The sequence below is a fragment of the Candidatus Kaistella beijingensis genome (assembly GCF_020084865.1).
Lineage (GTDB): Bacteria > Bacteroidota > Bacteroidia > Flavobacteriales > Weeksellaceae > Kaistella > Kaistella beijingensis.
Map to the genome: position 1 here is coordinate 451,082 of NZ_CP071953.1, position 25,310 is coordinate 476,391.

The window sequence follows — 25,310 nt, forward strand, 5'->3', positions numbered from 1 at the left end:
GCAGCAAAAATACTGCAAACTTTTCCTAATCTATTTACCTTAATGTTAATTTATTTTCGTACGAAACTTGCAACATCCGCTGCAGATACAGGATTTGAACCTAGAATAATCAAACGTTCCACCACATTTCGAAGTTCACGAATATTTCCAGTCCAGCTGAAATTTTCCAGAGCTTTGACAGCATCTGCACTGAATTCTTTTTGTGCTGTTCCGTGCTCTTCGGAGATCACTTTCGCAAAATGACGGACCAAAAGTTGAATGTCTTCTTTTCTTTCATCTAAAGGCGGTACATAAATTTCAATCACAGAAAGTCGGTGATAAAGGTCTTCACGGAATTTGCCCGCTTCGATTTCCTTCTGCATATTTTTGTTGGTTGCCGCCAAAACGCGAACATCCACTTTGATTTCTTTGTCGCTTCCTACGGGTGATACTTTGCTTTCCTGCAATGCACGAAGAACTTTTGCCTGTGCAACGAGACTCATATCACCAATTTCGTCAAGAAAAATAGTTCCATTGTTCGCTAATTCAAATTTTCCCTGCTTGTCTTTAATGGCTCCGGTAAAACTTCCTTTAACGTGTCCAAACAATTCAGACTCAATAAGTTCCGAGGGAATTGCGGCGCAGTTTACCTCAATCATTGGTCCTTTGCTGCGGTCGCTTTGTGCGTGGATTGCGTGTGCAACCAATTCTTTTCCGGCTCCGTTTGGTCCTGTAATTAAAACTCTTGCGTCTGAAGTGGCTACTTTTTGAATCATCTCCTGAATTTTTTTCAAAGGAGCGGATTCGCCAATCATTTGGTATTTTTTGTTGACTTTTTTCTTTAGGGTAGAATTTTCCGATTTTAGATTTTGATTGGTTTTCTGCAAAATTCTTTTGTCCAGTGCATTTTTTACACTGGTAATCAATCGGTTGATGTCAATTGGTTTTGAAATGAAATCATACGCACCTTCTTTTAAGCAATCCACGGCGGTATCGATATCGGCATGTCCGGAAATCATGACAAAAGTGGTGTCCGGTTTCAATTGAAGTGCCTGTTTCAAAAGTTCGGTACCCGAAAGTTTAGGCATTTTTATGTCGGAAATGACCAAAGCGAAATCTTCTTTTTCAATGTGTTTATAACCTTCCAAACCGTCTTCTGCTACGACAAATTCATAGTCGGTAAGTTCATCGGAAAGGATGCTTTGCAGTACGCCGGAAATGGCCTTTTCATCTTCTACAATCAAGATTTTTTGCATTCGTTAAATTTTATGGATTTAATAAAAATTTAGTTTAAAATTTGCAAATTGTGCAGCAATAATCGTACCCAAAAGCAGTTATCGGACATAATTTCTGTTTCCGAAAATTGCCGAACCAATCCGCACTGAATTTGCACCACAATTAATGGCAATCTGGAAGTCATCACTCATTCCCATCGATAAGGTGTCCAATTTTTTCAATAATGAAAGTTGGTCGAAAATCTGTTTTAAGTACATGAATTCTTTTCGCACTTGGTTTTTGTCCTCGGTAAAAGTCGCCATTCCCATCAAACCTGTGATTTCAATATTTGGATATCTTCCGTTGAGATAATCGGTGAAAAGTTCTTTTGCTTCGTTGATTTCCAACCCGAATTTTGTTTCTTCTTCCGCAATTTTTACTTGAAGCAAAACCTTGATTTTACGTTTGTATTTTTCTGCCTGCTTATCAATTTCAGTTAGCAGTTTTTCGGAATCCACGCTTTGTATCGTATCAATGAATTCGGCGATATATTTCACTTTATTGGTTTGAAGATGTCCGATTAAGTGCCATTGAATGTCACCTGGTAAAAGCGGAAATTTCTCCAAAAGTTCCTGCACTTTATTTTCGCCAAAAACTCTTTGTCCCAAATCATAAACCTGCTGAATTTTTTCAACTGGATGCATTTTTGAGACCGCAACTAATTGTACATTTTCGGGGATTTGCTTAATTATTTCTTGGTAATTATGTAGAAGAACAAGGTCATTAATCATTGATGGTTCAGTTGTTTTCCGAAAAGTTAATAATTTTTTTCAAAAGTAGGGAGGAAATAATTGGTTTCCGACTATAAATAAGGAAATATTATGCTTTAAATATAAAATAAATTTTTTCAAATACATTTTAGGGTGTTTTCACCCTAATTTTAAAGTATTGTTATCAGTATATTTGTTAAAATAAAACCTAAAAACGATGAAAAATCTTAACGATCATTTGCTGAACAGCAAACAAGCGGAAATTCTTTCGAAAGAGTACGAAAGAACAAACTATTCCCAGATTAACTCTTCCAGACCATCCGGTAAGCCAGATTCAAAGCATTACATCTATGATTTGGAGGTTTTACAGGAGTACATTAATCTGATCCGTGATGATATGGAAAAACGTGGAATTAGAAACAAGGGTATTCGTATTTCATTAGGAAAGTATCCTGACATAAGTTTTGACCCGAGATTAAATCCAGATTTTTTAGGATATCAAACCATCTTTTTTTCGGGTGAAGATATGGATGGTGCTTCGGCAACAGATCGTGTCGAATCCGCTCCTATTCCTGATGGACCAGTTTTAGATTTTGGAACCATCGCACCACCGTATTAATTGAACGGTTAAAAAATCATGATTGAGTGGAACAAACAATTGGGTGTCCTAATCCAAATTTTGTTGATGCTTTTAACTCTGTTTTTTCTAATTTTAAGAAGAAACCAACTTGGCAAAAGCATCAATTACTTTATTAGTGCAATATCACTGGGTTGCGGCATCGAGATATTTAATTTCGTTAGTAAATATTTTGATGAGGAATACAATTCAGTGCCTGTTTACATTATTGGAGTTAACCTCATTATTTTTTTTATTTTCTTTCTTTATTTCTATCAATTATTAGAAGTAAAGCGCTTTAAAAGAATAGGTGTTGCTTTAATTGTAATTTTCTTGTTGGGTTATCTCATTTCTGCGATAGCCCAAAAAGATTTTTTCAATAGTTTTCCTTTTGTCTTTTATTGTGCGGAGGTTGCCTTGCTTTCTATGATTATTTTTTTGGTTCTGTGGCAAACATTTAATTCAGACAGAATTTTGAAACTAAAGTCATACTATCCTTTTTGGGTGAGCATAGGTTTGATGGTTATTTATTTGGGTGTTGTTCCGCTGCTGATCGTAAGTAATACTGCAAAAACAATGATGAACTTAAATATTTTTTTCATAATTTTATTTGCGGTAAATGTAATAGGATATTCTATTTTGTTAACTGGTATTTTTTACGCAAAAAATACAGAAATATAATAAATAATGAACTTCTCGGAAACAGATTTTCTGATTACATTATCCACATTCATTATACTGATAGTTGTATTAATGATGGTATTGATTTATGGAGTTTTCATAAAAAAGAAATCTGAACTCCTTTTGTCACAGCAAAAGAAAGAAGCCATTTTCGAACAGGAACTGGCAATTTCTCAAGTGGAAATTAAAGAGCAGACCCTCAATTACATCGGGCAGGAATTACATGACGATTTAGGGCAGAAATTATCGGTGGCACGTCTCATGACCAATAAAATCTCTTTTTCAAAAGAAACAGATATAAAGGAAATTGGGACAGAAATTAATCTTTTAGTGGGAGAATGTATTCAAGACATCAGAAATTTATCCAAAATATTCATCACCAAACAAGTCGAACATTTTGGATTTGTGGATTCTATTGAAAGAGAGGTTTTTCGCCTAAGGAAATTAAGCTTGATGGAAGTGGAGTACCAAAACAATAATCATCATTTGGAAATGAAACCAGATCACGCACTCATTTTATTTCGAATTATTCAGGAATGTATCAATAATGTCATCAAACATTCAAGAGCAAAAAAAATAGTTCTTGCCGTTCACGAAAATAGCGATTCTATAGAAGTAAAAGTTAGTGATGATGGTATAGGTTTTAGAGAGAAGGATATTTATGACGGAAGTGGATTGAAAAGTATGGCAAACAGAGCCAAGATCATCAATGCAGATTTCAATATAAAATCGCAGGAAAACAAAGGAACAGATATTACGGTACTATACCGAAAAAAAAATTATGGAAAAGATTAAAATTGCTATCGTTGATGACCATAAACTGGTTTCTAAGGCGCTCGAAAATATGATCTCTGTCAATTCAGATTTTGAGGTGATCATGACCTGCTTCAACGGCGAAGAATTCTTAAATGAGTTGGAGACTAAAAAAATAATGCCTGATGTTGTGTTGATGGATATAAATATGCCGGTGAAAAATGGAATAGAAACAACCGGCGCTCTAAAAAAAATACATCCAGATCTGAAGGTGATCGCCCTCACCATGGAAGATAACGAAGCTACTATTATTAAGATGCTTAATGCAGGTGCGAAAGGATACTTGCTGAAAGATATGTCTCCTGATAATCTTTTTGAAGCTATTCATATCGTTCATGAGAAAGGAACTTTTTATACCGACATGATCAATCAAAGTTTACTGAAGATAAAAAGCGAGAAAAAATTTGCAGATAAGGTGAAAGAAGAGTTAAATGACAGAGAAGTGGAATTTATTAAATTGGCATGTTCCGAGTTAACTTACCGTGAAATCGCGGACAAAATGTTTCTGAGCCCGAGAACGATAGACGGATATCGGGACTCGATTTTTGGCAAAATCAATGTAAAATCGAGGGTAGGAATTGTACTTTTTGCGATAAAAAATGAATTATATTAAAAATAGGGTGTTTTCACGGTAGCGTTGTTTCACTTTTTAGTTTACCTTTGAACCATAAATATTACACAGATAATGGAAAAAAAGAAGAGCCGGCTTTTATGTCGGTTTTTTTTTTGTCCTTTTTTTTAAAGAAATTTTAAACTAATTTTACCAAAATTCTTTAATTAAATGTATCTGATTTTCGACACCGAAACTACCGGTTTACCTAAAAACTTCAACGCCCCATTAACCGATTCCGACAATTGGCCGAGAATGGTTCAAATTGCGTGGCAACTCCATGACAAAGACGGAAATCTTTTAGAAAATCAGGATTACATCGTCAAACCGGAAGGTTACGACATTCCTTTCAACGCTGCGAGAATCCACGGAATTTCCACAAAATTAGCCAACGAAGAAGGTCGAGATTTAAACGAAGTTTTAATCGAATTTCAAGAAGTTTTAAAAAAGGCGGAAGTTGTTGCAGGTCACAACATCGATTTCGATTACAAAATTGTGGGCGCAGAATTTTTTAGAAAGGAGTTAGAAAATACGTTAGAAAAGATTCCATCTGCAGATACGATGGAATTGGGAACGGAGTTTTGCCAATTAGGCGGTGGAAAAAACGGAAGATACAAGTCTCCAAAATTGGAGGAACTTTACGAAAAATTATATGGTGAAAAATTCGATGAAGCACACAACGCTGCAGCCGACGTGAATGCAACTGCACAGGTTTTCTTCGAAATGATGCGGATTGGAATTATTCCCGCAGAAAATCTCAAAATTACCGAAGCAGAATTACAGGATTTCATCAGCAATCATAAAAGTCCGATTAAACCGTTTGCAATTGTTATCAGAAGACAGGTTGCCGCCTCGAAAAAGAAAAAAACAGTCGATTTTGGTGATAGCGATGAAATTGAAATCGGCGATTATTTCAACTTCCATAACCACAGTATTTATTCGTCGCTTCAAGCCTCTACGCATATTCATGAACTGATTAATAAAGCGTTGCAAAATAATTTTGCAGCAGTTGGTTTGGTTGATTTGGGAAATATGATGGGGGCTTTTAAGTTTGTTTCCGAGGTTGAAAAAGCGAACGGAACCATCAAAAAAAATCACAAGGAATTTTTAGAGAAAAAACAAAAAGCGGAAGAAGAAGGAAATGATTTTAAAGAAACCGAACCACGAAAAGAAGAACTCATTCCCATCATCGGTTGTGAATTCTATATTTCCGACCGGCCTGAACAAAAGCAGTTTACCAAAGATGACCCCGACCGAAGAACCAATGTGGTTTTGTTGGCAAAGAACTTCAACGGTTATAAAAATCTTGCGAAGCTTTCGAGTATTGGTTATGTGAACGGATTTTATTTTGGCGTTCCAAGGATTTCAAAGGAAATGATTGCTCAATATAAGGAAGATTTAATTGCTTTAACGGCGGGAACTTTCGGTGATGTTCCGAATACGATTTTAGAATTTGGGGAACAAAAAGGAGAAGAAGTTTTCAAATGGTGGAAAGAGACTTTTGGTGAAGATTTTTATGTTCAGCTTCAAAACCATGAAGTGGAGGAAGAAGAACACTTAAATGATGTTCTACTCGAATTTGCCGACAAATATAATGTCAAAATTCTAGCTCAAAACGAAACGTTCTACACCGAAAAAACAGACGCGAATATTCAGGATATTTTATATTGTATTAAGGATGGCGAAAAACTGTCATCGCCTGTTGGAAAAGGTTTCGGAAAAAGGAGAGGACTTCCTTCCAATGAATTTTACATTAAAAACGAAGAGGAAATCAAGCAAAGTTTTCGACAGTTTCCCGATGCGTTTGAAGCGTATACGGAATTTTTGGCCAAGTTTGAACCTTATACTTTAAAGCGTGATGTTCTACTTCCCAAATTCAACATTCCTGAAGAATTTTTGAGTGAGGAAGATAAAATTGATGGGGGAAAACGTGGTGAAAATGCTTATTTAAGATATTTAACCTACGAAGGTGCAAAAAAGAAATATACCGAAATCACCGATGAAATCAAGGATAGATTAGATTTTGAATTGGAAGTTATTGCGAATACCGGTTATCCCGGATATTTTTTGATTGTTCAGGATTTCTGTAACGAGGCGAGAAATATGGGAGTTTGGGTTGGTCCAGGTCGTGGTTCTGCGGCAGGTTCTGCGGTGGCTTATTGCATCGGAATTACCAACGTTGACCCTATTAAATACGACTTACTTTTCGAAAGGTTCCTCAACCCTGAAAGAATTTCCATGCCCGATATTGATATCGATTTCGATGATGAAGGTCGCGATAAAATCATCAAATGGGTGGTGGAAAAATATGGAAAAAGTAATGTCGCACAAATTATCACCTATTCCGTTTTGGGTGGAAAATCTGCAATTAAAGATGCGGGAAGAGTTTTGGATGTTTCCATTGCGGAAACCAACAATATTGCGAAACTCGTTCCGTCAACTCCGGGAATGAATATTGCGAAAGCTTTTTCAAAATTCGATAAGTTAAGCCCTGAAGATAAAATTCTTGCACAGGAAATGAAAGATATTCTTGCCAATCCAGAAGATGGTAGATTTGAAGTTCTTTCCGCAGCACAAAAAATGGAAGGCTGCATTAGAAATACAGGAATTCATGCATGTGGAGTGATTATCACACCGGAAGATATTTCGAATCTCGTTCCGATTACGATTGCTTCGAAAGATGCCGATATTTTGGTTTCGCAATTTGACAATTCCGTGGCGGAAAGTGCAGGTTTGCTGAAGATGGATTTCCTGGGTTTGAGGACTTTAACCATCATTAAACACGCCATCAAACTCATCAAACAAAGACATGGAATCGATATCAATCCTGATGAAATTCCATTGACTGATACCAAAACTTTCCAACTTTTTCAAGAGGGTAGAACGGTTGGGATTTTCCAATATGAAAGTCCGGGAATGCAGAAATACATGCGTGAACTGAAACCGACAGTTTTTGCGGATTTAATTGCGATGAACGCACTCTACAGACCGGGTCCAATTAAATATATTCCAAATTTTATCAACCGAAAAAATGGTTTGGAAAAAGTTGTATACGATTTAGAGGAAACCGAAGAATATTTAAAGGAAACCCACGGAATTACTGTTTATCAGGAACAGGTAATGTTGCTTTCTCAAAAACTTGCCAATTTCACTAAAGGTGAAGCCGATACATTGAGAAAAGCGATGGGTAAAAAGCAGAAAGATGTTCTCGATAAAATGTATCCGAAATTTATTGAAGGGGGAGAAAAAAACAACCTCGATGTTGATAAACTCAACAAAATTTGGAAAGATTGGGAAGCGTTTGCAGAATATGCCTTCAATAAATCGCACTCCACCTGTTATGCCTTGATTGCTTATCACACCGCTTATCTCAAAGCCAATTATCCGGCGGAATATATGGCGAGCGTTATGTCGAATAACATCAACAATACCAAACAAATCACCCTATTTATGGAGGATTGCAAAAGTATTGGTGTAGATGTTTTAGGACCGGATGTGAACGAATCCCAATATGAATTTGCGGTGAACGAAAAAGGACAAATCCGTTTTGGTTTGGGTGCAATTAAAGGAATTGGTGAAGGTCCGAGTGAAGCGATTGTGGAGGCAAGAAAAGAAGAAAGATTCAAAAATATTTACGATTTTTTCGAGAAAGTTCCATCGGGTCAAATGAACAAAAGAGTGGCGGAAAGTTTGGTTATTGCAGGTGCTTTTGATGAAGTGGACAAATATCACCGTGCACAATATTTCGATATCGATAGTTCGGGAAGAACCAATGTGGAGCGACTTTTACGTTACGGACAAAGTTTTCAGGACAATAAAAACGAGATTGAAAATTCCCTTTTCGCCGATTTTGCTGACGAAGTGAAAATTGAACAACCGAAGATCAATCCTGCTCCGGAATGGCAAAACATGCACAAACTCAACAAGGAAAAGGAAATCATTGGTTTCTATCTTTCTGCGCATCCGTTGGATGAATATAAATATCAATATCAGTTTATTCAGGGAGCTTTGAGCAAAAAGGAAATTTTGGAAGGCAAAAAAGAGGAAGTGGTGGAACTGGAAAAAGTGATTCTTCCAATCGATGTTTCCGAAGTCGCAGATTCGGATGAAGATTTGGTGGATATTCCTTCAGAAAATTTAGATGAAGAAGATTCGCTGATTGAAGAACCGACTAAAAAGGCAGAACCAAAAGGAACTTTCAACTTCCTGAATTTGGATGAAGTGGATGCTTTTAAAGAAACGGTGTTTGGAAATCAACCTGATTTGTTCAACAACGACAAACTGTCCTGGAAAGAGAAACAGGCAATAAAAAACAACGCACCCGAATACATGGTTGCAGGAATGGTGACGGAATATTCTGTTCGAGACGGAAAAAACAGTGGTGAAAAAGTCGCCTTCATCACTTTGGAAGATTACAGCGGAAGTTACAGTTTTCGTTTGGGTGACCGCGATTATATGCGATTACGCGACAAAGTGGATGTGCAGCGATTTGTCATTTTTAAGATTAAATTTTCTCAATCCAATGACGGCAGGGTTTTCGTGAATGTTGCAGATATTATCGATTTAAAGGACGCTTTCGAAAAATTTGCCAAAAAAATGACGGTTGTTGTCGATATCAACGATTTACGGAAAGAGGACATCGAGTTTTTCAAAAAGAATTTCATTGAAAATAAGGGCGAACAAAAACTCAATTTCTATGTGAAAAATCCTTCAGATAATTCAACAATAGAACTGATGTCAATGAAAGCCCATGTGGAAATCAACGGCGATATTTTGAACGTCATCAATGAAATGCAGAAATATGAGGTTTTTCTGAATTAGACTTAGAGTTTTTCATGATTACTAAAAACAGCGACTAAGGTTGCTGTTTTTTTTTGCTTTCAAACAACAGTTAAAAAAGGGTGAAATCACGATTTTTTTTTTTGTTGAAACTCTTTACCTTCGTACAAACAAATAACTAATAAAATGAAAACAGAAATTATTACCTATGACAGTTATTATCTCTATTTAGAGTGTATGACCTGTCTCCTAGAGAAAAATGGTTTTGGAAAAGATTATGATTTTCTAAACACCATTAATTTTGATCAGATTGAAAATTTTATTTCTGATAAAACATCAATCCTGATAATGAATATTGTAGGATTAGGATTAAGTGATACTTTTGATTTTATAGAAAACACGCTCAAACGATTTTGTAATCTAAAAATCATGATTTTATCGCCCAATATGGAAATGAAAGTTATTAAAAAGTTCTTTGAGAAAGGAGCGAAATCATTCCTTACTAAAAACACAAACAGTGCGGAGTTTTTGAATGCCTTGAAAGCGGTAATTGAGGACAAAGTATATATCAATGATGATGCAAAGAAATCCCTTTTCGACTATATCTGCAATCAGGAAGAATTATCTGATAAAAAAAATTATGGCGGTGATGAATTAACTTGCCGTGAGAAAGACGTTTTAGCTCTTTTATGTGATGGTTATCGTACAAAAGAAATCGCCGACAAACTTTTTATCAGTACTCACACCGTTGAATCGCATCGCAGAAACATCATGCTTAAATTAAATGTCAATAATTCTTCAAAACTCGTAAAGTTAGCAATGGAAAACAATTTAGTGAATTAAGTTTGAATAAATTTAAAATTAAAACTGCTTTATCCGTTGATAAAGCAGTTTTTTTGTGGGGAGATTATTATTCCCAATCAGGCATTTCTGCATTGGCGAATAATGTCGTTCTCAAATACTCAGTGTTGGCGTTATTGAAGGTTATTTTCACAATATCTTTTTGTGAAATACCGTCATTTGAAGTATTCATAAAAATGACTTCAGCATCGTTTGGTGAAAATCTCGGGTCTAAATCATTGGTCCCAAGTGGTTTTTTGCTAATCTGCGAAATGTCGGTGGTGGTGTTTGAATTCAAATCATATAAAAATATTCGTGAATCTAATTGCCGATGATTTGGATTTTCATAACCTGAAATGTCTCGGGTAAACAGTAATTTGTTTCCTGCAATGGAAAAATTCAAACCTCCTGCCGCTCCACTTTGACCGGAAAGAACAGTTTGAACGACATTTCCCAACAGATCGATAATGAAGATTTTCACATTGTATCCATTTACATCATTGGTTTTTAAGGCAATTTTACTTCCATCAATACTCCAGTCACATTCGGTGATGAAATTTCCATCGGACGTCGTATAGATTAAAGTTAAACCACTTCCGTCTTTATTAATTTTGTAAAGTTTATTAAACGCTGGGTAAATTAATTCACTTCCATTTGAGCTCCAACAAAAATCCAAATCCTCATAATTGTAGCCTAAAACTGGCTGATTTGTAGTAACCTGTTTCACATTTGAACCGTCTTTTTTAGCCGTAAAAATTTGCGTTGTACCTGAAACTGTCTGCAAATAGGCAATTAAGCCTGCATCATTATTAAGTCTAGGTCTCCAACTGTTTACTGCGTTGGAGGTTAACTGAAAATTTTGTCCCGTCTCATTGCTTGAAATAATGTAATAGTTAGAGCCTGATTTCTTCACATAATGAAAACGGTTGTTCGGGGTATCAGAAACTTTAAATTGTTTCACAGCGCTGTAAACATCAGGATTTACAGTATCATTTGCAACAATTTGCCAAAAGTAGGTAACTCCAAAATTCAGATTATCTAAAACATAACTCTTTGTTTTGATATCGGATTTTTCAAAAACGGTGTTGTATAAACTATTTTTAACAATTAGTTTAAATTTCAATTTCAAGGAATCTCCTGGATCTGGATCGGTGCAACTCCAGGTCAAAGTGACCGAGGTTGGTTGATCAACGGAATTGTCCGCGGGAGTTAGAAGTTGAGGAATGGATGGTGGGGAATTTAATGAATTATCATCTGAAAGTTCGAACACAACGCTTACCGCATTTTCTGTCTTCAAATTAACGCCTTGAAATGATGCCAAATATCCTGTTAATTCAGCTTTTACAGAATAATCTCCCAAGGGAACGTTTTCAAGTTTGAAAGTTCCGTCTGTTCCGCTAAATACAGTTTGGGTTGTTGGAGAAGTATAAATCTTCACATTGGCAATTGGGGTATTGGTTCCTTTTTTTACCACTTTTCCGGTTATTGTTCCAGTTGTAATTTTACCAACCAAGTCTTCACTGCACGAATGGCAGAAAAAAAATAGAATAAATAGAAATAAGATATTATATAAAGTTTTCATGGTTTTAATTTTTTATGTTGTGTTTTTTCGCCTGTTTGATATAGTAATTGATTCCTAAACCAATATGAAATGCCTGATCTTTCCTTTTCCCGTTCACGAAATTGTCCCAAGTATCATCAAACCCCATGTCGTATTGAGCATTTAATCTTAATGAAAGATTGTTTCCCGCCAAATATTCTAATCCACCACCAAACTGATACTTCAAAAAATTTTTATCTTTAAACATTGTTCCGATTCCAACATAAGCGTAAGGTGAAACAGAAAACTTTGGGAGCATTAAATATTCCAAATTCAATTCGGTATACATGAAATTATTTTTCACGATGTCCTTATTTTCAAGGGTTTCAAACCCTGCACTTAATTCGGTGTTAAAATGGTCGGTAAAGAAATATTTGAAACCTACTTTTCCGCCGATATTCATTTTTGCGTCGGTGTAATCTCCTTTAATTAAATCGCCGTTCACGATTGCCAAAACAGATGCTCTAGATCTTTCTTTATCGTTAAATTTATTTCCTACAAGTTGCTTTTCGTTCCGGATTTGTTCAGCATGATGTTTTGCAAGCAAATCTTTCACTTCTTTTTCATGAACTTTTTCAATTCTAAAAGTTCCATCTTCCACACATTCTAAAATTAAAGTGTAAACCGCTTTTTCAATGGCTTGTGTAACGGCTAAACTTACCGGTTCGTTTTGGGTAAATCCCATTTCGGCTTCCAAAATTCGGTCAGTATCAATGTATCGGAAGAAACTACCATTAACTGTTGTTGATAGGATATTTTTAGAAGTGTAAACGGTTTTCATAATTTCTCCTGTCATGCTGGAAACTACACGTAAATAAACTGTAACACGGTCTTGTCGATATTGCGTTCCACCGCCTATTCCAAAATATCTTGCGCCAATTCCGCCTGTCATTACATTGCTATCGTAAGAAATAATTCCGCCTTCCAAAAGAATTCCTGCATAGAGAAGGGGTGGAAGTTGGTCACTGATGATGGTTTTTCCATCTTTTGCAACTTCGTATTCTTTTCGGGTGGAACGTATGATTTGTCTTTCGTTTAAGAGATTGCCGATATTTTCGCGTTCTATCGGCCGGAACCATTTGCTGTCTTCTAATGCTTTTAATAAAATAGAAGTAGTTCCTTGTGGAATTGCAGTACTCCAGTTGCTTCCGTTTTCCGCCATTTTGTATTGACCGGTTTGGTCTTTGAATTTGTACACTCCGATAACAATTTTATCTTCGGGAGCGGGAAGTTCTTTCAGTTGCTTTGTATAAGGCGTCATTTCACCCAAAGTAGAGGTGTCGCCTTCGGCGGGTAGATTCATCATCGTGCCGCAACTGCTCATTATTCCTAATAGGATAAGGAGTAATAATTTGGTGGTTAATAAACTTTTCATGATATTAATTCTTTAGTTCGGGATTATAATTTCTGACTGTTCACCTGTTGAAGTATTTAGAATTCGTACGATTAAACCTTTGTCTGACTGTGTAACTTGTATGTACATGGAACCGAAAGTGTAATTTCCTGGTTTTAAATTTCCTGTGCCAAATTGGTCTCCGAAGAGTTTTTGGGATAACTGACTTAATAACTGCCTGTTGAGACTTTCTGTAAAACTATCCAAAGTGCTTAAGGAGCCGTAAGGATTTGTAGTTCCTTTAAACTGATTTTGTGCGGACGCTGAACTCAAAAGCCATTGGTAATTGAACGTGTCGCCTCCAAATGCGGGATTTATAGGTTTGTAAACGAACTGTTGCCCGAATATCAAACCTATTCCGCAGAATAAATAAATGAGTAATGTTTTCATAAGATTGTTTTTTTTGTTTAATAGAGGAAACCTTTGTTAGAAATCTTTTTGCTGCTGTCATATTTAATGAGACTAGCAATAGTTTCTTTCACGGCGTCATCTAAATAGTCGTCATCAGGTTTTGCCATAAACGATAAAATATTTTCATCGTCAGCAAAAACCTGCAGTTGTGTGTTTCTGCCAGTTGAAGGAACTTCGGAAATCTTGATTCGAAAACTGAACTGCAAAGAATTCAACATTAACAGTGAGTGAAACTTACTATAGAAATCATCGCCAACTTTAGTTTTTGTTTCATTGATGATCAAACCTTTCATCATCATATTTTCTTCGTTTGCGACTTTCTCATAAGAAACACTGTTTTTGAAACTTTGCGCATTCATTTCCAAACTGTCTTTTGCAATTGGTTTTTGAGTTTTTTCGTCTTTGATAAACAGATAAACTTTCAAGGCATCGTTCTTTTCAACATTCATGCTGATTTCCGAAAGTGTTTTGGTTTCTTTCGGAAGAAGGGTGAATTTATTCTGCTGTTGTGATGAGGACATGTTTTTTCCTTTGTCCTTTTTCACCGCAAGAAAAATGTAGTTTAAAGACTGGTGAACATCACCCAAGTTTTGGGCGACTGCCTTCATTACAAGAGAACCTTCAATGTTTTGAGTTTCAATTTTTGCCTTTACTGTTGCGCTTTCTTGAGCATTAAATTTTTTAAAGGGGAAGAGCAACATACTGAAACAAAGAAATGGGATTAAATTTTTCATCACATTATTTTAAAAGTGTCGCACAAAAATCATTTTATCATTTGTTTTCAGGTTAATCTGCATTTCTTTGGAATTGCTGTTGTTTCCTGTAATGTCTATATAGTTGTTGTTGCCTTCAACACTTACTTTTTGCTTATTCTCAATTTCCGGATTGGTGTTGGTCATTAAAGTGGTATTGAAATCCCCGGTTTGGCGAATCATCAAATCACTTTTTTTACTTCTGTCGTAAACATTTGCCTTATTGTTATCCCCAATCTGAATTACTGCGGTTTTGGAACCTTGTTCATAACTTTTGATGCTTTCGGCATTTAGAAGGTTCAAAATATTTTTACTGTTAATTTCGCTAAAAGTTAAATTTTGCGATAAAAAAGGATAATAAAAGAAAACGAGCAGGATTAGTATTAAATTTTTCATGATATTTTTTTGGATAAAAGGGAGAAACTCTGAAGTTTCTCCCAAGGGTTGAATTAATATCAGATGATCAGTTTGTTAACAACCGCCTCCTGAATGTGGTGGACATTTTGGATCTGGTAATGTAGGAGCATCACAGCAAGTTCCGCCATTCGCATTTCCTGATTCTTGGAAAATATCTTGTGAATTATTGTTACCCACCTGGATTCCAACATGGTCATGTAGATTACCAACTTGTTTTACAATAATATCGTTATCACATCCGTCTTGGAAATCGGTAGCCAAGTTTTTATTGCCTAATTGAGTTTCCTTGATTGAGTTTCTGTCGCCAATTTGTGTTGCGAATGCTACGTTATCGTCACCAACTTGTTTTTGCATGATCTTGTTATCGTACCCTGTCTGTTTTCCTGTTGCTTTATTGTCGTCTCCATCTTGATTTTGGTCGATCGAGTTTCTCATACCATTTTGCCAAGCGATTGCCTTGTTGTCATCACCTTTTTGGGTTTGATTAACCTTGTTGTCCTTACCATATTGTTCAGACTTTGCGTTGTTACCGTCTCCGGTCTGGGTTTGATACGCTTCGTTTTTATCACCGCACTGCAAAGCATAAACAGAGTTGTCGTCTCCTTTTTGTTTTTGTACAACTTTGTTGAAGTCGCCGTACTGCTTAGTCGTAGCTTCATTTTTGTTGCCTTGTTGCCAAGTAGAGTTGCTGTTTGATTTTCCGCTTTGGTATACGAGCTCTTCATTTTTGTTACCAATACTGGTTGTTGCATTCTCATTTTTGGTACCAAACTGCGAAACTTTCGCTTTGTTTTGGTTACCCCACTGCAAGATGCCATTGGAATTCTCTTTTCCGTGCTGGTCAACATTTGCTTTGTTCAAGTTTCCTAACTGTGTTGTTACGTCATGGTTGTCTTGTGCGAAACCGATTGTAACTGCCATAAGTGCGAATGCACTTGCTAATAATTTTTTCATGGTTAAAAAATTTTTATTGGTTAATTGTAGGACAAATGTAGAACGATTTAAAAGGCAATAAATCCCCCGAAATGATGAATTTCAAAAAATCACCAGAAACAATGAGAGACATGGTGAAATCACCCTATAAGAAAATTCATATCCTCAAAAATACTTCGGAAGTCTTATAAATAGGGATTTCCAGTGAAAAGCTGTTGGTTGTCTAAGATGAAAATTAAATTCTCTGGACGCTGATGATTAGATCAGTTAATAAAATCGTAATGAAAAATTTACAAATAAACTCGGAAACTTTTTTGGTTTTTTAGTTTCCTTTTGTATATTTGCACCCGAAAATTTACAATGGAAAACAATTTATTCTTACTAAAAGCAACCGAACTTTTTATAGAAAACGGTGCAAAGACGCTCACAATGGATGATGTGGCGAAGGAATTCGGGATTTCCAAAAAAACGCTTTATCAGAAATACAAAAACAAAGAAGCACTTTTAGAGGACGTTCTCGATTTCAAACTCAAGGAAATTATCTTCAAAATGCTGAAATTGGATGTGGAAATTGAAAATGCAGTGGAAAGAATGTTTTGTCGCGACGAGCAGATAGAAAAGGCTGTAAAGTCAAACGATTCAATGCTGATTAAACAGTTGGTTAAATATTATCCTTCCATATTTAACAAACACATGCTGAATTTTTCCGAAAAGTTTGCAGAAGTTTTGGTGAGAAATATCGAGAAAGGGCGTAAACAAGGATATTACCGAACAGATTTCGATGCATCCATCTATTCAAAATTATTTTTTCAGTTAATGATGTCTTACGAATCGTCACCCTTTTTCGACACCTCGGAAATCGACAGAGAAGAATTTCATCAGGAAGCCATGATGCTTTATATGAACGCCATCACCACTGAAAAAGGAAGAGAAATATTAAAAAAAATATACAAATCTAAATAATGAAAAACAGATTATTAACCTTACTGGCTGTAACTGCACTTTCAACGGGAATTTTTGCACAGAAAACATTGAGTATCGACGAAGCTTGGCAATACGCCATCGAGAATAATGTGAATTCTAAAAAAGCAAAAATCGACCGTACCATTGCAGACCAAAAAGTGAAGGAAACAACCGGTATTGGTTTTCCACAGATTAATGCACAGGCGAAATACACGGACAATATTAAAATTCCGGTGGTAGTTTTTGGTGGTCAAGAGTTCGAAATGGGTTTTAAACAAAATATCACAAGCGGAATTACCGTTTCGCAACTTTTATTTAATGGTTCGTATCTGGTTGGTTTGCAAAGTGCTAAAGCTTATAAGGAAACAGCTGCCTTAGCAGAAGAAAAAACCAATATTTCTGTTAAAGAAGGTGTTTTAATGACCTACGCAGGAATTTTAGCAACCGATGAAAACATACTCACTTTGCAGGAAAACCAGCGCATTTTGAATAAAAATCTTCATGATACAGAAATTACCTACAAAACGGGTTTGACAGAATTTCAAAATGTGGAGCAGCTGCAATATTCCGCAAAAAATATGGCGACCATAATTGATAACTTGAAACGTACCCGTAAAAAATTAGAATTGGGATTAAAATACATGATTGGTTACCCTCTGGAGGAATCAATTGTTTTAACTTCGAGCTTTGATGAGGTCATTGCAAAAAATAATGTGTTGGTTTCAAAAGATGCAACAAATTTTGACAATCATGTTGATTTAAGATTGCAGAAAAACCAAGTTAAAATCAGTGAACTTTTATTAAAACTTGAAAAATCCAAAGCTTTACCTTCATTATCTGCTTTTTACGCCGCAAATGCAAATGCACAAGGACCTAAATTAAATAATTTAATGTGGAATCATCCGATGTTGTGGGGTTTACAGCTTGATGTGCCGATTTTTAGCGGTTTACAAAGACACTGGAAAACAGAGCAAGCCAAATTAAACCTAGAAAAAGCCAATTTGGATTTGGACGACAAGAAGAGAAATATTGAAAACAAAGCAGGTTCAGCTTACATCGATTACGAGAATGCACTTGCTTCTTATAATAATGCAAAAGAACTTATCGCACTTTCCACAAGCATCTACAACAAACAACAAATTAAGTTTAAAGAAGGCATGGGAACAAGTTTCGAGCTTTCACAGGCAGAATCCCAACTTTTCGAGGCACAAACAAAATATTACGAAGCCGCCCTGAATTTGGTTCAGGCAAAAACAAAACTAGACGAAGCTCTTGGAACTTTGTAAACATTAAAATAATAAACAAACTCTACATGAAAAAAATATTCATCCCCTTAATCGCACTTTCGGTTGTTGCTGTATCGTGCAAAAAAGAAACAGTAGTGAAAGACGAACGTCTGGAAACTTTAATTAAAAACAAAGACGTAAAAGGCCTACAACAATACAAAGACCGCCAAAAATTCAAGCTAGACAGTTTGAATCAGGTGATGGGACAAATTGATGCAGGTTTGAACAAACTTGGCGTTACAGATGTTGCGAGCGGATTTGTTCAGGCAAAAAAACTGGAGATTTCTAATTTCGTACACAGCATCGAAATTCAAGGAAATGTTACGACAGACCAGGATGTGATGGTGCAGCCACAATTCGCAGGAACACTTTCACTTTATGTGAAAAGAGGGCAGAATGTTGGTAGAGGACAAGTGATCGGCCGAGTTGCAGATGGTGGTTTACGTGACCAATATCAACAGGCGTTGATTTCGGTTTCTACCATTAAAGCTCAGCTTCTTGCGGCTCAATCCAATGCAAATTTGGCTAGAATTGCTTACGAAAAACAATCTGCTTTATGGAAACAGAAAATTGGTTCAGAATTCCAATATCTTCAGGCTAAAACCAACTATGAAGCAGCACAGAAAAATATTTCCGGGCTTCAAAGTCAAGTTGCAGCAACTCAAAAAGCAGCAGATGCGGTGAAAGCTAATCTTGCAAAAACTGCGATTGTTGCACCTTTCAGTGGGGTAATTGATGATGTTATTACTGAAAACGGACAAGTTGTTTCTCCTGGAACAAACATTGTGAAATTAATTTCCCTTGGAACCATGCGCGTTGAAGCCAAAGTGCCTGAAACCTATCTTGCAAGTGTGAGAAGAGGAACTCCTGTGAAAATTTTCTTGCCGACTTTAAATAAAACTTTAAATTCAAGTGTGAGACTAGTCGGAAATTACATTGACCCTGCAACAAGAACTTTCGTGATAGAAATTCCCATTTCAAGCGAAGGTGGAGTAGTGAAGCCTAATCTTTTGGCGCAAGTTCATATTCAGGATTATGTGAATCCTAACGCGATTCAGGTTCCTGCACAGTATGTTTACGAAGATGCTGCGAAAAGAAAATACGTCTTCATCGCAACCAATGTAAACGGGCAAAACGCGGTAGCCAAAAAAGTTGTGGTAAACGTTGGAGAAAAATCTGAAAACGAACTAGAAATCACTACAGGCTTAAATGCAGGTGATGTCATCATTCTTGATGGTTCTAAAAACCTTACCGACGGACAGAAAATTAAAATTCAGTAATAAACAGCTATCTGCAAAAAGCTTCGGTGATTTTATGATGCCGAAAGCTGAGCGCCGATTGCCGAAAACATAAAAATAATTATGGACAAAAAGAATCACCACGAAAAGGAATCCTTTATCTCGAGTTGGGCGGTCGATAACCGAACTACGGTTTACGTCATCACGTTCATTATTGTGGTTTTGGGGATTTTCTCTTTCTTCTCGATGCCTCGAGAAAGTTTCCCGGAAGTGGTACAAAACAACATTTACATTTCATCAATCTATCCCGGAAACTCTGCGGAAGATGTCGAGAAAGTAGTAACCAAGGAACTTGAAGACAAATTCAAAAATGTTTCGGGGGTAAATAAAGTAACCTCAAACACTTTTCAAGACTACAGTTTGATTATTGTTGAATTTGACGAGAAAGTAAAAATTGCAGAAGCAAAACAGAGAATTAAAGATGAGGTGGACAAAGCAAAAGGAGACCAAGATTGGCCGACTTTGGATTCAGGTTCAAAGGTGGAACCAAATGTTTTTGACCTTAATATTTCTGAGGAATTTCCCATCTTAAACATCAATGTTAAAGGGAATTATTCAAAGTTTGATCTGAAGAATTATGCAGAAGACATTAAAGATGATTTGGAAGACATTCCGGAAGTTAAGGAAGCACAGATTGTTGGTGTTGATGATAATGAAGTGGAAGTTGCTCTTGACTTATTCAGAATGAATGCAGCAGGAGTAAGTTTTGACCAGGTAATCAACGCGATTAGAAATGAAAACATCACCATTTCAGGAGGAAATTTAATTACAGACGGAAACAGAACCAATGTAAGAATCAAAGGTCAGATTTCTTCACCAAATGATCTGAACAGTTTCGTCATCAAACCCGGAGTTCGTATTCAAGATATTGCAACCGTAAATTTCCGTGAAAAGGAAAAAACCACTTATGCGAGAGAATCTGGACGTGATGTGGTGATGATTAACCTGAAAAAACGTGCAGGAACCAACATGATTTCTGCAATTGAACAGGCAAAGGAAAAAATCAAAAAAGCACAGGAAACCTATCTTCCAAAAGATTTGAGCATCTCTCTTTCTTCGGACCAGTCAACGCAAGTTGAACATCAGGTAAACGAACTGGCAAACCACATTTTAATTGGTATCCTTCTCGTAATGGCGGTTTTAAGTTTCTCGATGGGAATGAAAAACGCACTTTTCGTAGGAGCAGCAATTCCGCTTTCGATGTTGATTGCCTTTTTTATTCTGTACTTTATCATGGGTGTTACGCTGAACACGATGGTACTTTTTGCCATGATTATGGGACTGGGAATGCTCGTGGACGACGGAATTGTGGTTGTAGACAATGTTTACGCCAATATGGAAAAGGGATTGTCCCGAAGAATGGCTTCCAAATACGGTATTGGTGAAATTGCTTTTCCGGTAATTACATCGACTTTAACTACCGTATTCGCATTCCTTCCGATGTTGATGTGGCCAGGAATTATGGGAGAATTTATGAAGTATTTCCCAATTACCATTTCGGTTACTTTGATGGCTTCATTATTTGTGGCTTTAGTTATTAATGCTTCAATGACGGGAGGTTCAATGACTTTAGATAATAAGAATTTAACTCAAAAACAGGCGAAAAAATACACCCTAATTTTTGGAGTTATCGCCATTGTTTTTGGAATTTTAAGAATTGTAACAGGAGTTCCTTTCTTCTTGGGTGTTACCACATTTTCTGTGTTGGCAATCGCTGCTATTTGGTTATATAAAAACTTTTTCCACGATAAAATTGAACATTTTCAATACACGTTTTTCCCACGACTGGCGAAAAAATATCAAGCTTTTTTAGGAAATCTTCTACAAGGGAAAAAGCCGAGATACGCTTTATTGGGAGTTTTCGGAGTGTTGCTTTTCTCCTTCATCGTTTATGGAGCAATGATGGGAATTGGCCGTTCAAAAGTTCTATTCTTCCCTTCAAGCGAACCGAAACAAACCATGATTTACATGGAATACCCACAGGGAACGGACATTGGTAAAACCAATATCGCCACAAAATTGGTGGAACAAAAAGTTTTGGGAGTTTTGAACCAATATAAAGAAGGAGATAAAAACTTCCTCATTGAATCGATGGTGACGCAAGTTGGGAAAGGAGCGATCAATCCGCAAGTTGATGCAGGTTCTGCCGCAGAAACCCCTTTCAAATCAAAAATTACCGTTACTTATGTGGAATATGCTCACAGAAAAGGAATAAAAACTTCCGACGTAATGGAACAGATTAGAAAAGCCGTTCCACAAATTCCGGGACTAAGTGTGATTGTAGAAGCCAATCAAAATGGGCCACCTGTAGGTTATCCGATTTCAATTGAATTGAAAGGTGACGATTATGACCACCTTTTGACGGAAGCGAACAAGATGATTACCTATATCAACGGACAAGGTTTTCAAGGAATTGAAAAATTGCAAACCGATGTGAATAAGGAAAGTCCCGAGTTGATTATCGATATCGACAGAGAAACTGCAGGAAATATGGGCGTTTCCACAGCTTATACGGGAATTACGCTTCGTAGAGCATTGTTCGGACAGGATATCTCTACGTTTAAGGATATTGATAAAGATTATGATATTTCTGTCAGACTTCAGGAAGACCAACGAAGAAACAGAAGTGTACTTTTCAATCAGCCCATCACTTTGAGTGGTCCGAATGGAACGGTTCAGGTTCCAATGTCGGCGTTCGCTAAAATGCAGGAGGCTTTCACTTTCAATAAGATTAAGAGAAAAGACAATACAAGAACAATCATGGTTTATTCCAACGTGCTGAAAAATTACAACGCGAACGAAATTGTTGGAAAAATCCGTGAATCATTGAAAAACTACAAAACTCCGGATGGAATTACCTACAGTTTTGGTGGTGAACAGGAAGAGCAGGCAAAAAACATGAATTTCCTTTTGTTTGCATTGTTCCTTGCAATGGCTTCTGTAACTGCGATTATCGTGTATCAGTTCAATTCATTGTCTAAAACTTTAATCATTATGACGACGATTATGCTGAGTTTTGCGGGAGTTTTCCTTGGTTTAGCCATTACAGGAATGGATTTCGTAATCTTGATGACGATGATGGGAATTATTTCCCTCGCCGGAGTTGTGGTGAAAAACGGAATTGTATTGATGGACTTTTTCGTCCTGAAACTCGATGAGAAAGTTGCAGAAAAAGGCGTTGAAACCCATGACGATTTAGAAATTGATGAAGTAAAAGAAATCATCATCGAATCCGGAAAAGAACGTTTGAGACCAGTTTTATTAACGGCGACAACTGCGGTTTTAGGTTTGATTCCTTTAGCAATCGGTTTAAACTTTGATATCGCGTCTTTCTTAACTACATTAAATCCGCACATTTCTTTGGGTGGCGATAACGTAGCGTTTTGGGGACCTTTAGCCTGGACGATTATTTACGGGTTAACTTTTGCGACATTCCTTACCCTGATTATCGTTCCGGTCATGTTTTACATGATTTCGAAAAGAAAAATCAACAGCAGAAGAAAATATCTTCAAAAACATTCCCATGATGCAGAAGATGATGCAGCGGAAATAGAACGGTTGAAAACATTGTATCCAGATCAATTCCATTTGGATGATCCGCAACCGGAAATGTAGAAATACGTAAATATAGAAATCCCTGAAATTTGGACTGCCCCCAAAAAGTTAGACACTTTTTAGGGGCATTTTTTTTATTCAATAACAGAAATTGCTTTGACAAATCTTGCGGTATAATGAGGTTCAGAAAGAGAAGTAATCGTGACTCCATTCGCTTTTCCGCTTGAGGAATGAATAAAGTCGGAATTTTTTCCTTTGGGATTTATAACAATTCCAATAGGACCAATTTCAGGCGAATCTAAATCAGTTCCGTTGAAAATCAACAAATCACCTTTCTGTACATTTTCGATGGAAACTTCTTTTCCGAAATTGAAAAATTCTTTGGTTGAGCGAGGAACGACATATCCAAAATGCTGATAAACATAATTGATGAAACCCGAACAATCAAAACCAAATTCCGGATTTGTAGAACCGTATAAATAAGGTGTTCCCAAATATTTTTGAGCAAAATCTACAATTTCTACACGGCGATTTTCAGTTGGAGAAGAAGAATGAGTTGTAGGAATTTCAATTCTTTTAGTTGGAGAAATTTCGGGAACTTTGGTTGAATCAATATTTACTGAAATGGAATCTTTAGAATTTCTAAAAATCAAGTTTGAATATTCTTTTTGCAGATTCTTCATGTCGGAATCAGAGCAGGAGAGAAGCGTGAGTAGCAATATGCAGTGGATTTTTTTCAAAAGAAGTTTTTGAAAGGGCTGAAAACTTTATGCCAAAAGAAATAGATCTTTTTAATTTGATACGTGACAAATTTTGACAAATAGAAAAAAACCACAAAAGTCACAAAAGTTTTAAATATTTGATTCGCGATTTTATAGATATAAAGTTTAATGAAAAGAACACAAAACTATAAATCGAAGATTTTCATCTTTTGTGCGCTGAAAGTTTTTCTAAAATATTGTAGTTTATTATATTAATTTTAATAGTTTATTTTGTGCCTTTTGTGGTAAATTTTTTTTGTCAAGTACTTAACTTTTTTATTTTAAAACACCCCGCCTTTTTTCCTTCGGAAAAAATCCACCCCTCTGAAAGAGGGAAACCCGATTCTTTGGCAGATTGCGCAATAAAAAAAGCGGCTTTCTCAACCGCTTAAATTTATTTTCGAAAATTATCTTAATGTTCCTTTAAGTACGAATAAATATCATCCTTCAAATGAACCCGTTTTTTCCTCAAGTCTGTCAAATGTTCGTCTGTCGTGTGATTTTCTTCCCCTTCTTCGTAATGCTGAATGAGCGCGTTCACTTCCTCGTAATTCACGTAAAGTTTTTTGAAAGTTTCGTCATTCAGTTTCAAGGTGCTGATTTTTTCAGCCAGTTCAGGGAATTCGTGGGTTAAGGTGTGGTTTTCCATGACGTAAAAATTTTACTTGTTTAATAAATTAAAGTTAGGAAAAATTTCGGCGAAATTCAATATGAAAATTGTCAGCAAAATTATTTCAACATATCCAGTTCAATAATATTGTTGTCTTTTGCACGATCTTCTTTTCCCTTTTGTTCGCGCTTTCTTATTTCATCCGCTGGATTCAGTTCTTTTCCATCCTGACCTATCAATTTTATTTCGCCGCCTTGGCTCAGCATTTCGCGCAAAGTTTTGGCGGGGTCGTTTCTAAGTTCCAAATACATTTTCTGATATTGTTTTTGGTTGAGTGAAATTTCGGGAGAAGTGACAAAAGGTGAGGCTGGCTTTGGTTTATCGTTTTCGAAAAATTTCTTTACCGCCTTTAGTTCAAAAGAATGGCTATTGGTTTTGTCCGTCAGTTTTACAATTAAACCAGGCAATCCGTGAAATTTGTAGGGTCCGTCGTGTATGGGAATTTCTGTGGCAAACCAAGCCGTCCATTTTCTGCCGAATAGTTCAGTTTCAGCTTTTTGGGTGTTGAATTCACCAGTTTTTTCTTTGACAGGAAGGATTTTCCAGACTGCTTTTCTTTCGTCTGAAACTTTATAAGTGTTCATTCCCATCCCGATTAGATAAAAAGTCTCGAAATTGGGATAGGTCTTTGAAACGGTGTAATGAATTTTTCCTTTGTAGTAATTTTTGATACTGATAATTTCTGAGTTGCTGTTTTTTTGTCTTTCCAACTCGATAGTAACGAGAGAATCTGCTTTGAATTTTTCGTAGCTGTAAAATTTCGAACCTTTCGGATTCACGTCCAAAACCATAAATTCTTTCTCGATATTTTCTTTCTTGGTTGAGTCGGAAACAAACTTGTATTCGTAGGTAAACTGTTGATTTTGTGCTTTTGAAAAAACGAAAATGAAAACGAGGAAAAGAAGATACTTTTTCATCAATATATTTTTTGTGAAGATATAAAAATTAACGGCTCAATTTTTTTGAAC

The 25,310-nt window shown here is 36.3% G+C and carries 21 protein-coding genes; 10 read left to right on the top strand and 11 right to left on the bottom strand.

Annotation, left to right across the window (positions count from 1 at the left end; translation table 11 throughout):
• Positions 1 to 50 precede the first annotated feature (50 nt).
• Both J4771_RS02085 and J4771_RS02090 read right to left on the bottom strand, forming a co-directional pair.
• Entirely contained in the window at positions 51 to 1,235 is a 1,185-nt protein-coding gene (locus tag J4771_RS02085) for a sigma-54-dependent transcriptional regulator (RefSeq protein ID WP_224135929.1), read from the bottom strand.
• Between the two features lie 78 nt (positions 1,236 to 1,313).
• The gene (locus J4771_RS02090) at positions 1,314 to 1,985 is read right to left on the bottom strand and encodes a YggS family pyridoxal phosphate-dependent enzyme (RefSeq protein WP_224135932.1); all 672 of its coding nucleotides are present in this window, start codon (positions 1,983 to 1,985) and stop codon (positions 1,314 to 1,316) included.
• Positions 1,986 to 2,181: 196 nt separating this feature from the next.
• Here J4771_RS02090 and J4771_RS02095 point away from each other — a divergent pair, with 196 nt between their 5' ends.
• The 6 genes from J4771_RS02095 to J4771_RS02120 all read left to right on the top strand — a co-directional run bounded on the left by J4771_RS02095 (position 2,182) and on the right by J4771_RS02120 (position 10,306).
• The gene (locus J4771_RS02095; protein WP_224135934.1) at positions 2,182 to 2,583 is read left to right on the top strand and encodes a hypothetical protein; all 402 of its coding nucleotides are present in this window, start codon (positions 2,182 to 2,184) and stop codon (positions 2,581 to 2,583) included.
• 18 nt (positions 2,584 to 2,601) lie between these two features.
• The gene (locus J4771_RS02100) at positions 2,602 to 3,261 is read left to right on the top strand and encodes a hypothetical protein (protein WP_224135936.1); all 660 of its coding nucleotides are present in this window, start codon (positions 2,602 to 2,604) and stop codon (positions 3,259 to 3,261) included.
• A 6-nt stretch (positions 3,262 to 3,267) separates the two neighbouring features.
• Positions 3,268 to 4,056 (top strand): sensor histidine kinase, encoded by a 789-nt coding sequence (locus tag J4771_RS02105; protein ID WP_224135938.1) that lies wholly within the window; start codon positions 3,268 to 3,270, stop codon positions 4,054 to 4,056.
• The gene (locus J4771_RS02110) at positions 4,043 to 4,687 is read left to right on the top strand and encodes a response regulator transcription factor (protein WP_224135939.1); all 645 of its coding nucleotides are present in this window, start codon (positions 4,043 to 4,045) and stop codon (positions 4,685 to 4,687) included. The genes J4771_RS02105 and J4771_RS02110 overlap by 14 nt, the downstream gene beginning before the upstream one ends.
• Before the next feature lie 168 nt (positions 4,688 to 4,855).
• A complete protein-coding gene (gene dnaE / locus J4771_RS02115) occupies positions 4,856 to 9,505 on the top strand; it encodes a DNA polymerase III subunit alpha (RefSeq protein ID WP_224135941.1) in 4,650 nt (1,549 codons plus the stop codon).
• 144 nt (positions 9,506 to 9,649) lie between these two features.
• Positions 9,650 to 10,306, top strand: a complete 657-nt coding sequence (locus J4771_RS02120) for a response regulator transcription factor (RefSeq protein ID WP_224135943.1) — start codon at positions 9,650 to 9,652, stop codon at positions 10,304 to 10,306.
• Between the two features lie 67 nt (positions 10,307 to 10,373).
• Here the strand turns inward: J4771_RS02120 and J4771_RS02125 are convergent, their stop codons facing one another.
• The 6 genes from J4771_RS02125 to J4771_RS02150 all read right to left on the bottom strand — a co-directional run bounded on the left by J4771_RS02125 (position 10,374) and on the right by J4771_RS02150 (position 15,830).
• Positions 10,374 to 11,885: a carboxypeptidase-like regulatory domain-containing protein gene (locus J4771_RS02125; RefSeq protein WP_224135945.1), complete on the bottom strand. Its 1,512-nt coding sequence runs from the start codon at positions 11,883 to 11,885 to the stop codon at positions 10,374 to 10,376.
• Between the two features lie 4 nt (positions 11,886 to 11,889).
• Positions 11,890 to 13,278: a CsgG/HfaB family protein gene (locus J4771_RS02130; protein ID WP_224135947.1), complete on the bottom strand. Its 1,389-nt coding sequence runs from the start codon at positions 13,276 to 13,278 to the stop codon at positions 11,890 to 11,892.
• Between the two features lie 12 nt (positions 13,279 to 13,290).
• Complete coding sequence (locus J4771_RS02135; protein WP_224135949.1) at positions 13,291 to 13,686, bottom strand: curli production assembly/transport component CsgF; 396 nt, start codon at positions 13,684 to 13,686, stop codon at positions 13,291 to 13,293.
• A gap of 17 nt (positions 13,687 to 13,703) precedes the next feature.
• Positions 13,704 to 14,441, bottom strand: coding sequence for a curli production assembly/transport protein CsgE (locus J4771_RS02140; RefSeq protein WP_224135951.1), 738 nt, complete (start codon positions 14,439 to 14,441; stop codon positions 13,704 to 13,706).
• Positions 14,442 to 14,450: 9 nt separating this feature from the next.
• Entirely contained in the window at positions 14,451 to 14,855 is a 405-nt protein-coding gene (locus tag J4771_RS02145; protein WP_224135953.1) for a hypothetical protein, read from the bottom strand.
• Between the two features lie 75 nt (positions 14,856 to 14,930).
• Positions 14,931 to 15,830, bottom strand: coding sequence for a hypothetical protein (locus tag J4771_RS02150; RefSeq protein ID WP_224135955.1), 900 nt, complete (start codon positions 15,828 to 15,830; stop codon positions 14,931 to 14,933).
• A 339-nt stretch (positions 15,831 to 16,169) separates the two neighbouring features.
• On the opposite strand from J4771_RS02150, the gene J4771_RS02155 reads away from it, so the two are divergent.
• The 4 genes from J4771_RS02155 to J4771_RS02170 all read left to right on the top strand — a co-directional run bounded on the left by J4771_RS02155 (position 16,170) and on the right by J4771_RS02170 (position 22,971).
• Entirely contained in the window at positions 16,170 to 16,772 is a 603-nt protein-coding gene (locus J4771_RS02155) for a TetR/AcrR family transcriptional regulator (RefSeq protein WP_224135957.1), read from the top strand.
• Complete coding sequence (locus J4771_RS02160) at positions 16,772 to 18,058, top strand: TolC family protein (RefSeq protein WP_224135959.1); 1,287 nt, start codon at positions 16,772 to 16,774, stop codon at positions 18,056 to 18,058. The genes J4771_RS02155 and J4771_RS02160 overlap by 1 nt, the downstream gene beginning before the upstream one ends.
• A 26-nt stretch (positions 18,059 to 18,084) precedes the next feature.
• Entirely contained in the window at positions 18,085 to 19,338 is a 1,254-nt protein-coding gene (locus tag J4771_RS02165; protein WP_224135962.1) for an efflux RND transporter periplasmic adaptor subunit, read from the top strand.
• An 81-nt stretch (positions 19,339 to 19,419) separates the two neighbouring features.
• A complete protein-coding gene (locus J4771_RS02170) occupies positions 19,420 to 22,971 on the top strand; it encodes an efflux RND transporter permease subunit (RefSeq protein ID WP_224135964.1) in 3,552 nt (1,183 codons plus the stop codon).
• Between the two features lie 74 nt (positions 22,972 to 23,045).
• On the opposite strand, the gene J4771_RS02175 is transcribed toward J4771_RS02170, so the two are convergent.
• The 3 genes from J4771_RS02175 to J4771_RS02185 form a co-directional block, all read right to left on the bottom strand.
• Positions 23,046 to 23,594, bottom strand: coding sequence for a C40 family peptidase (locus tag J4771_RS02175; RefSeq protein WP_224135966.1), 549 nt, complete (start codon positions 23,592 to 23,594; stop codon positions 23,046 to 23,048).
• A 490-nt stretch (positions 23,595 to 24,084) separates the two neighbouring features.
• Positions 24,085 to 24,321: a YdcH family protein gene (locus tag J4771_RS02180; RefSeq protein ID WP_224135967.1), complete on the bottom strand. Its 237-nt coding sequence runs from the start codon at positions 24,319 to 24,321 to the stop codon at positions 24,085 to 24,087.
• Positions 24,322 to 24,401: 80 nt separating this feature from the next.
• Positions 24,402 to 25,259, bottom strand: coding sequence for a GLPGLI family protein (locus tag J4771_RS02185; RefSeq protein WP_224135968.1), 858 nt, complete (start codon positions 25,257 to 25,259; stop codon positions 24,402 to 24,404).
• Between the last annotated feature and the right edge of the window lie 51 nt (positions 25,260 to 25,310).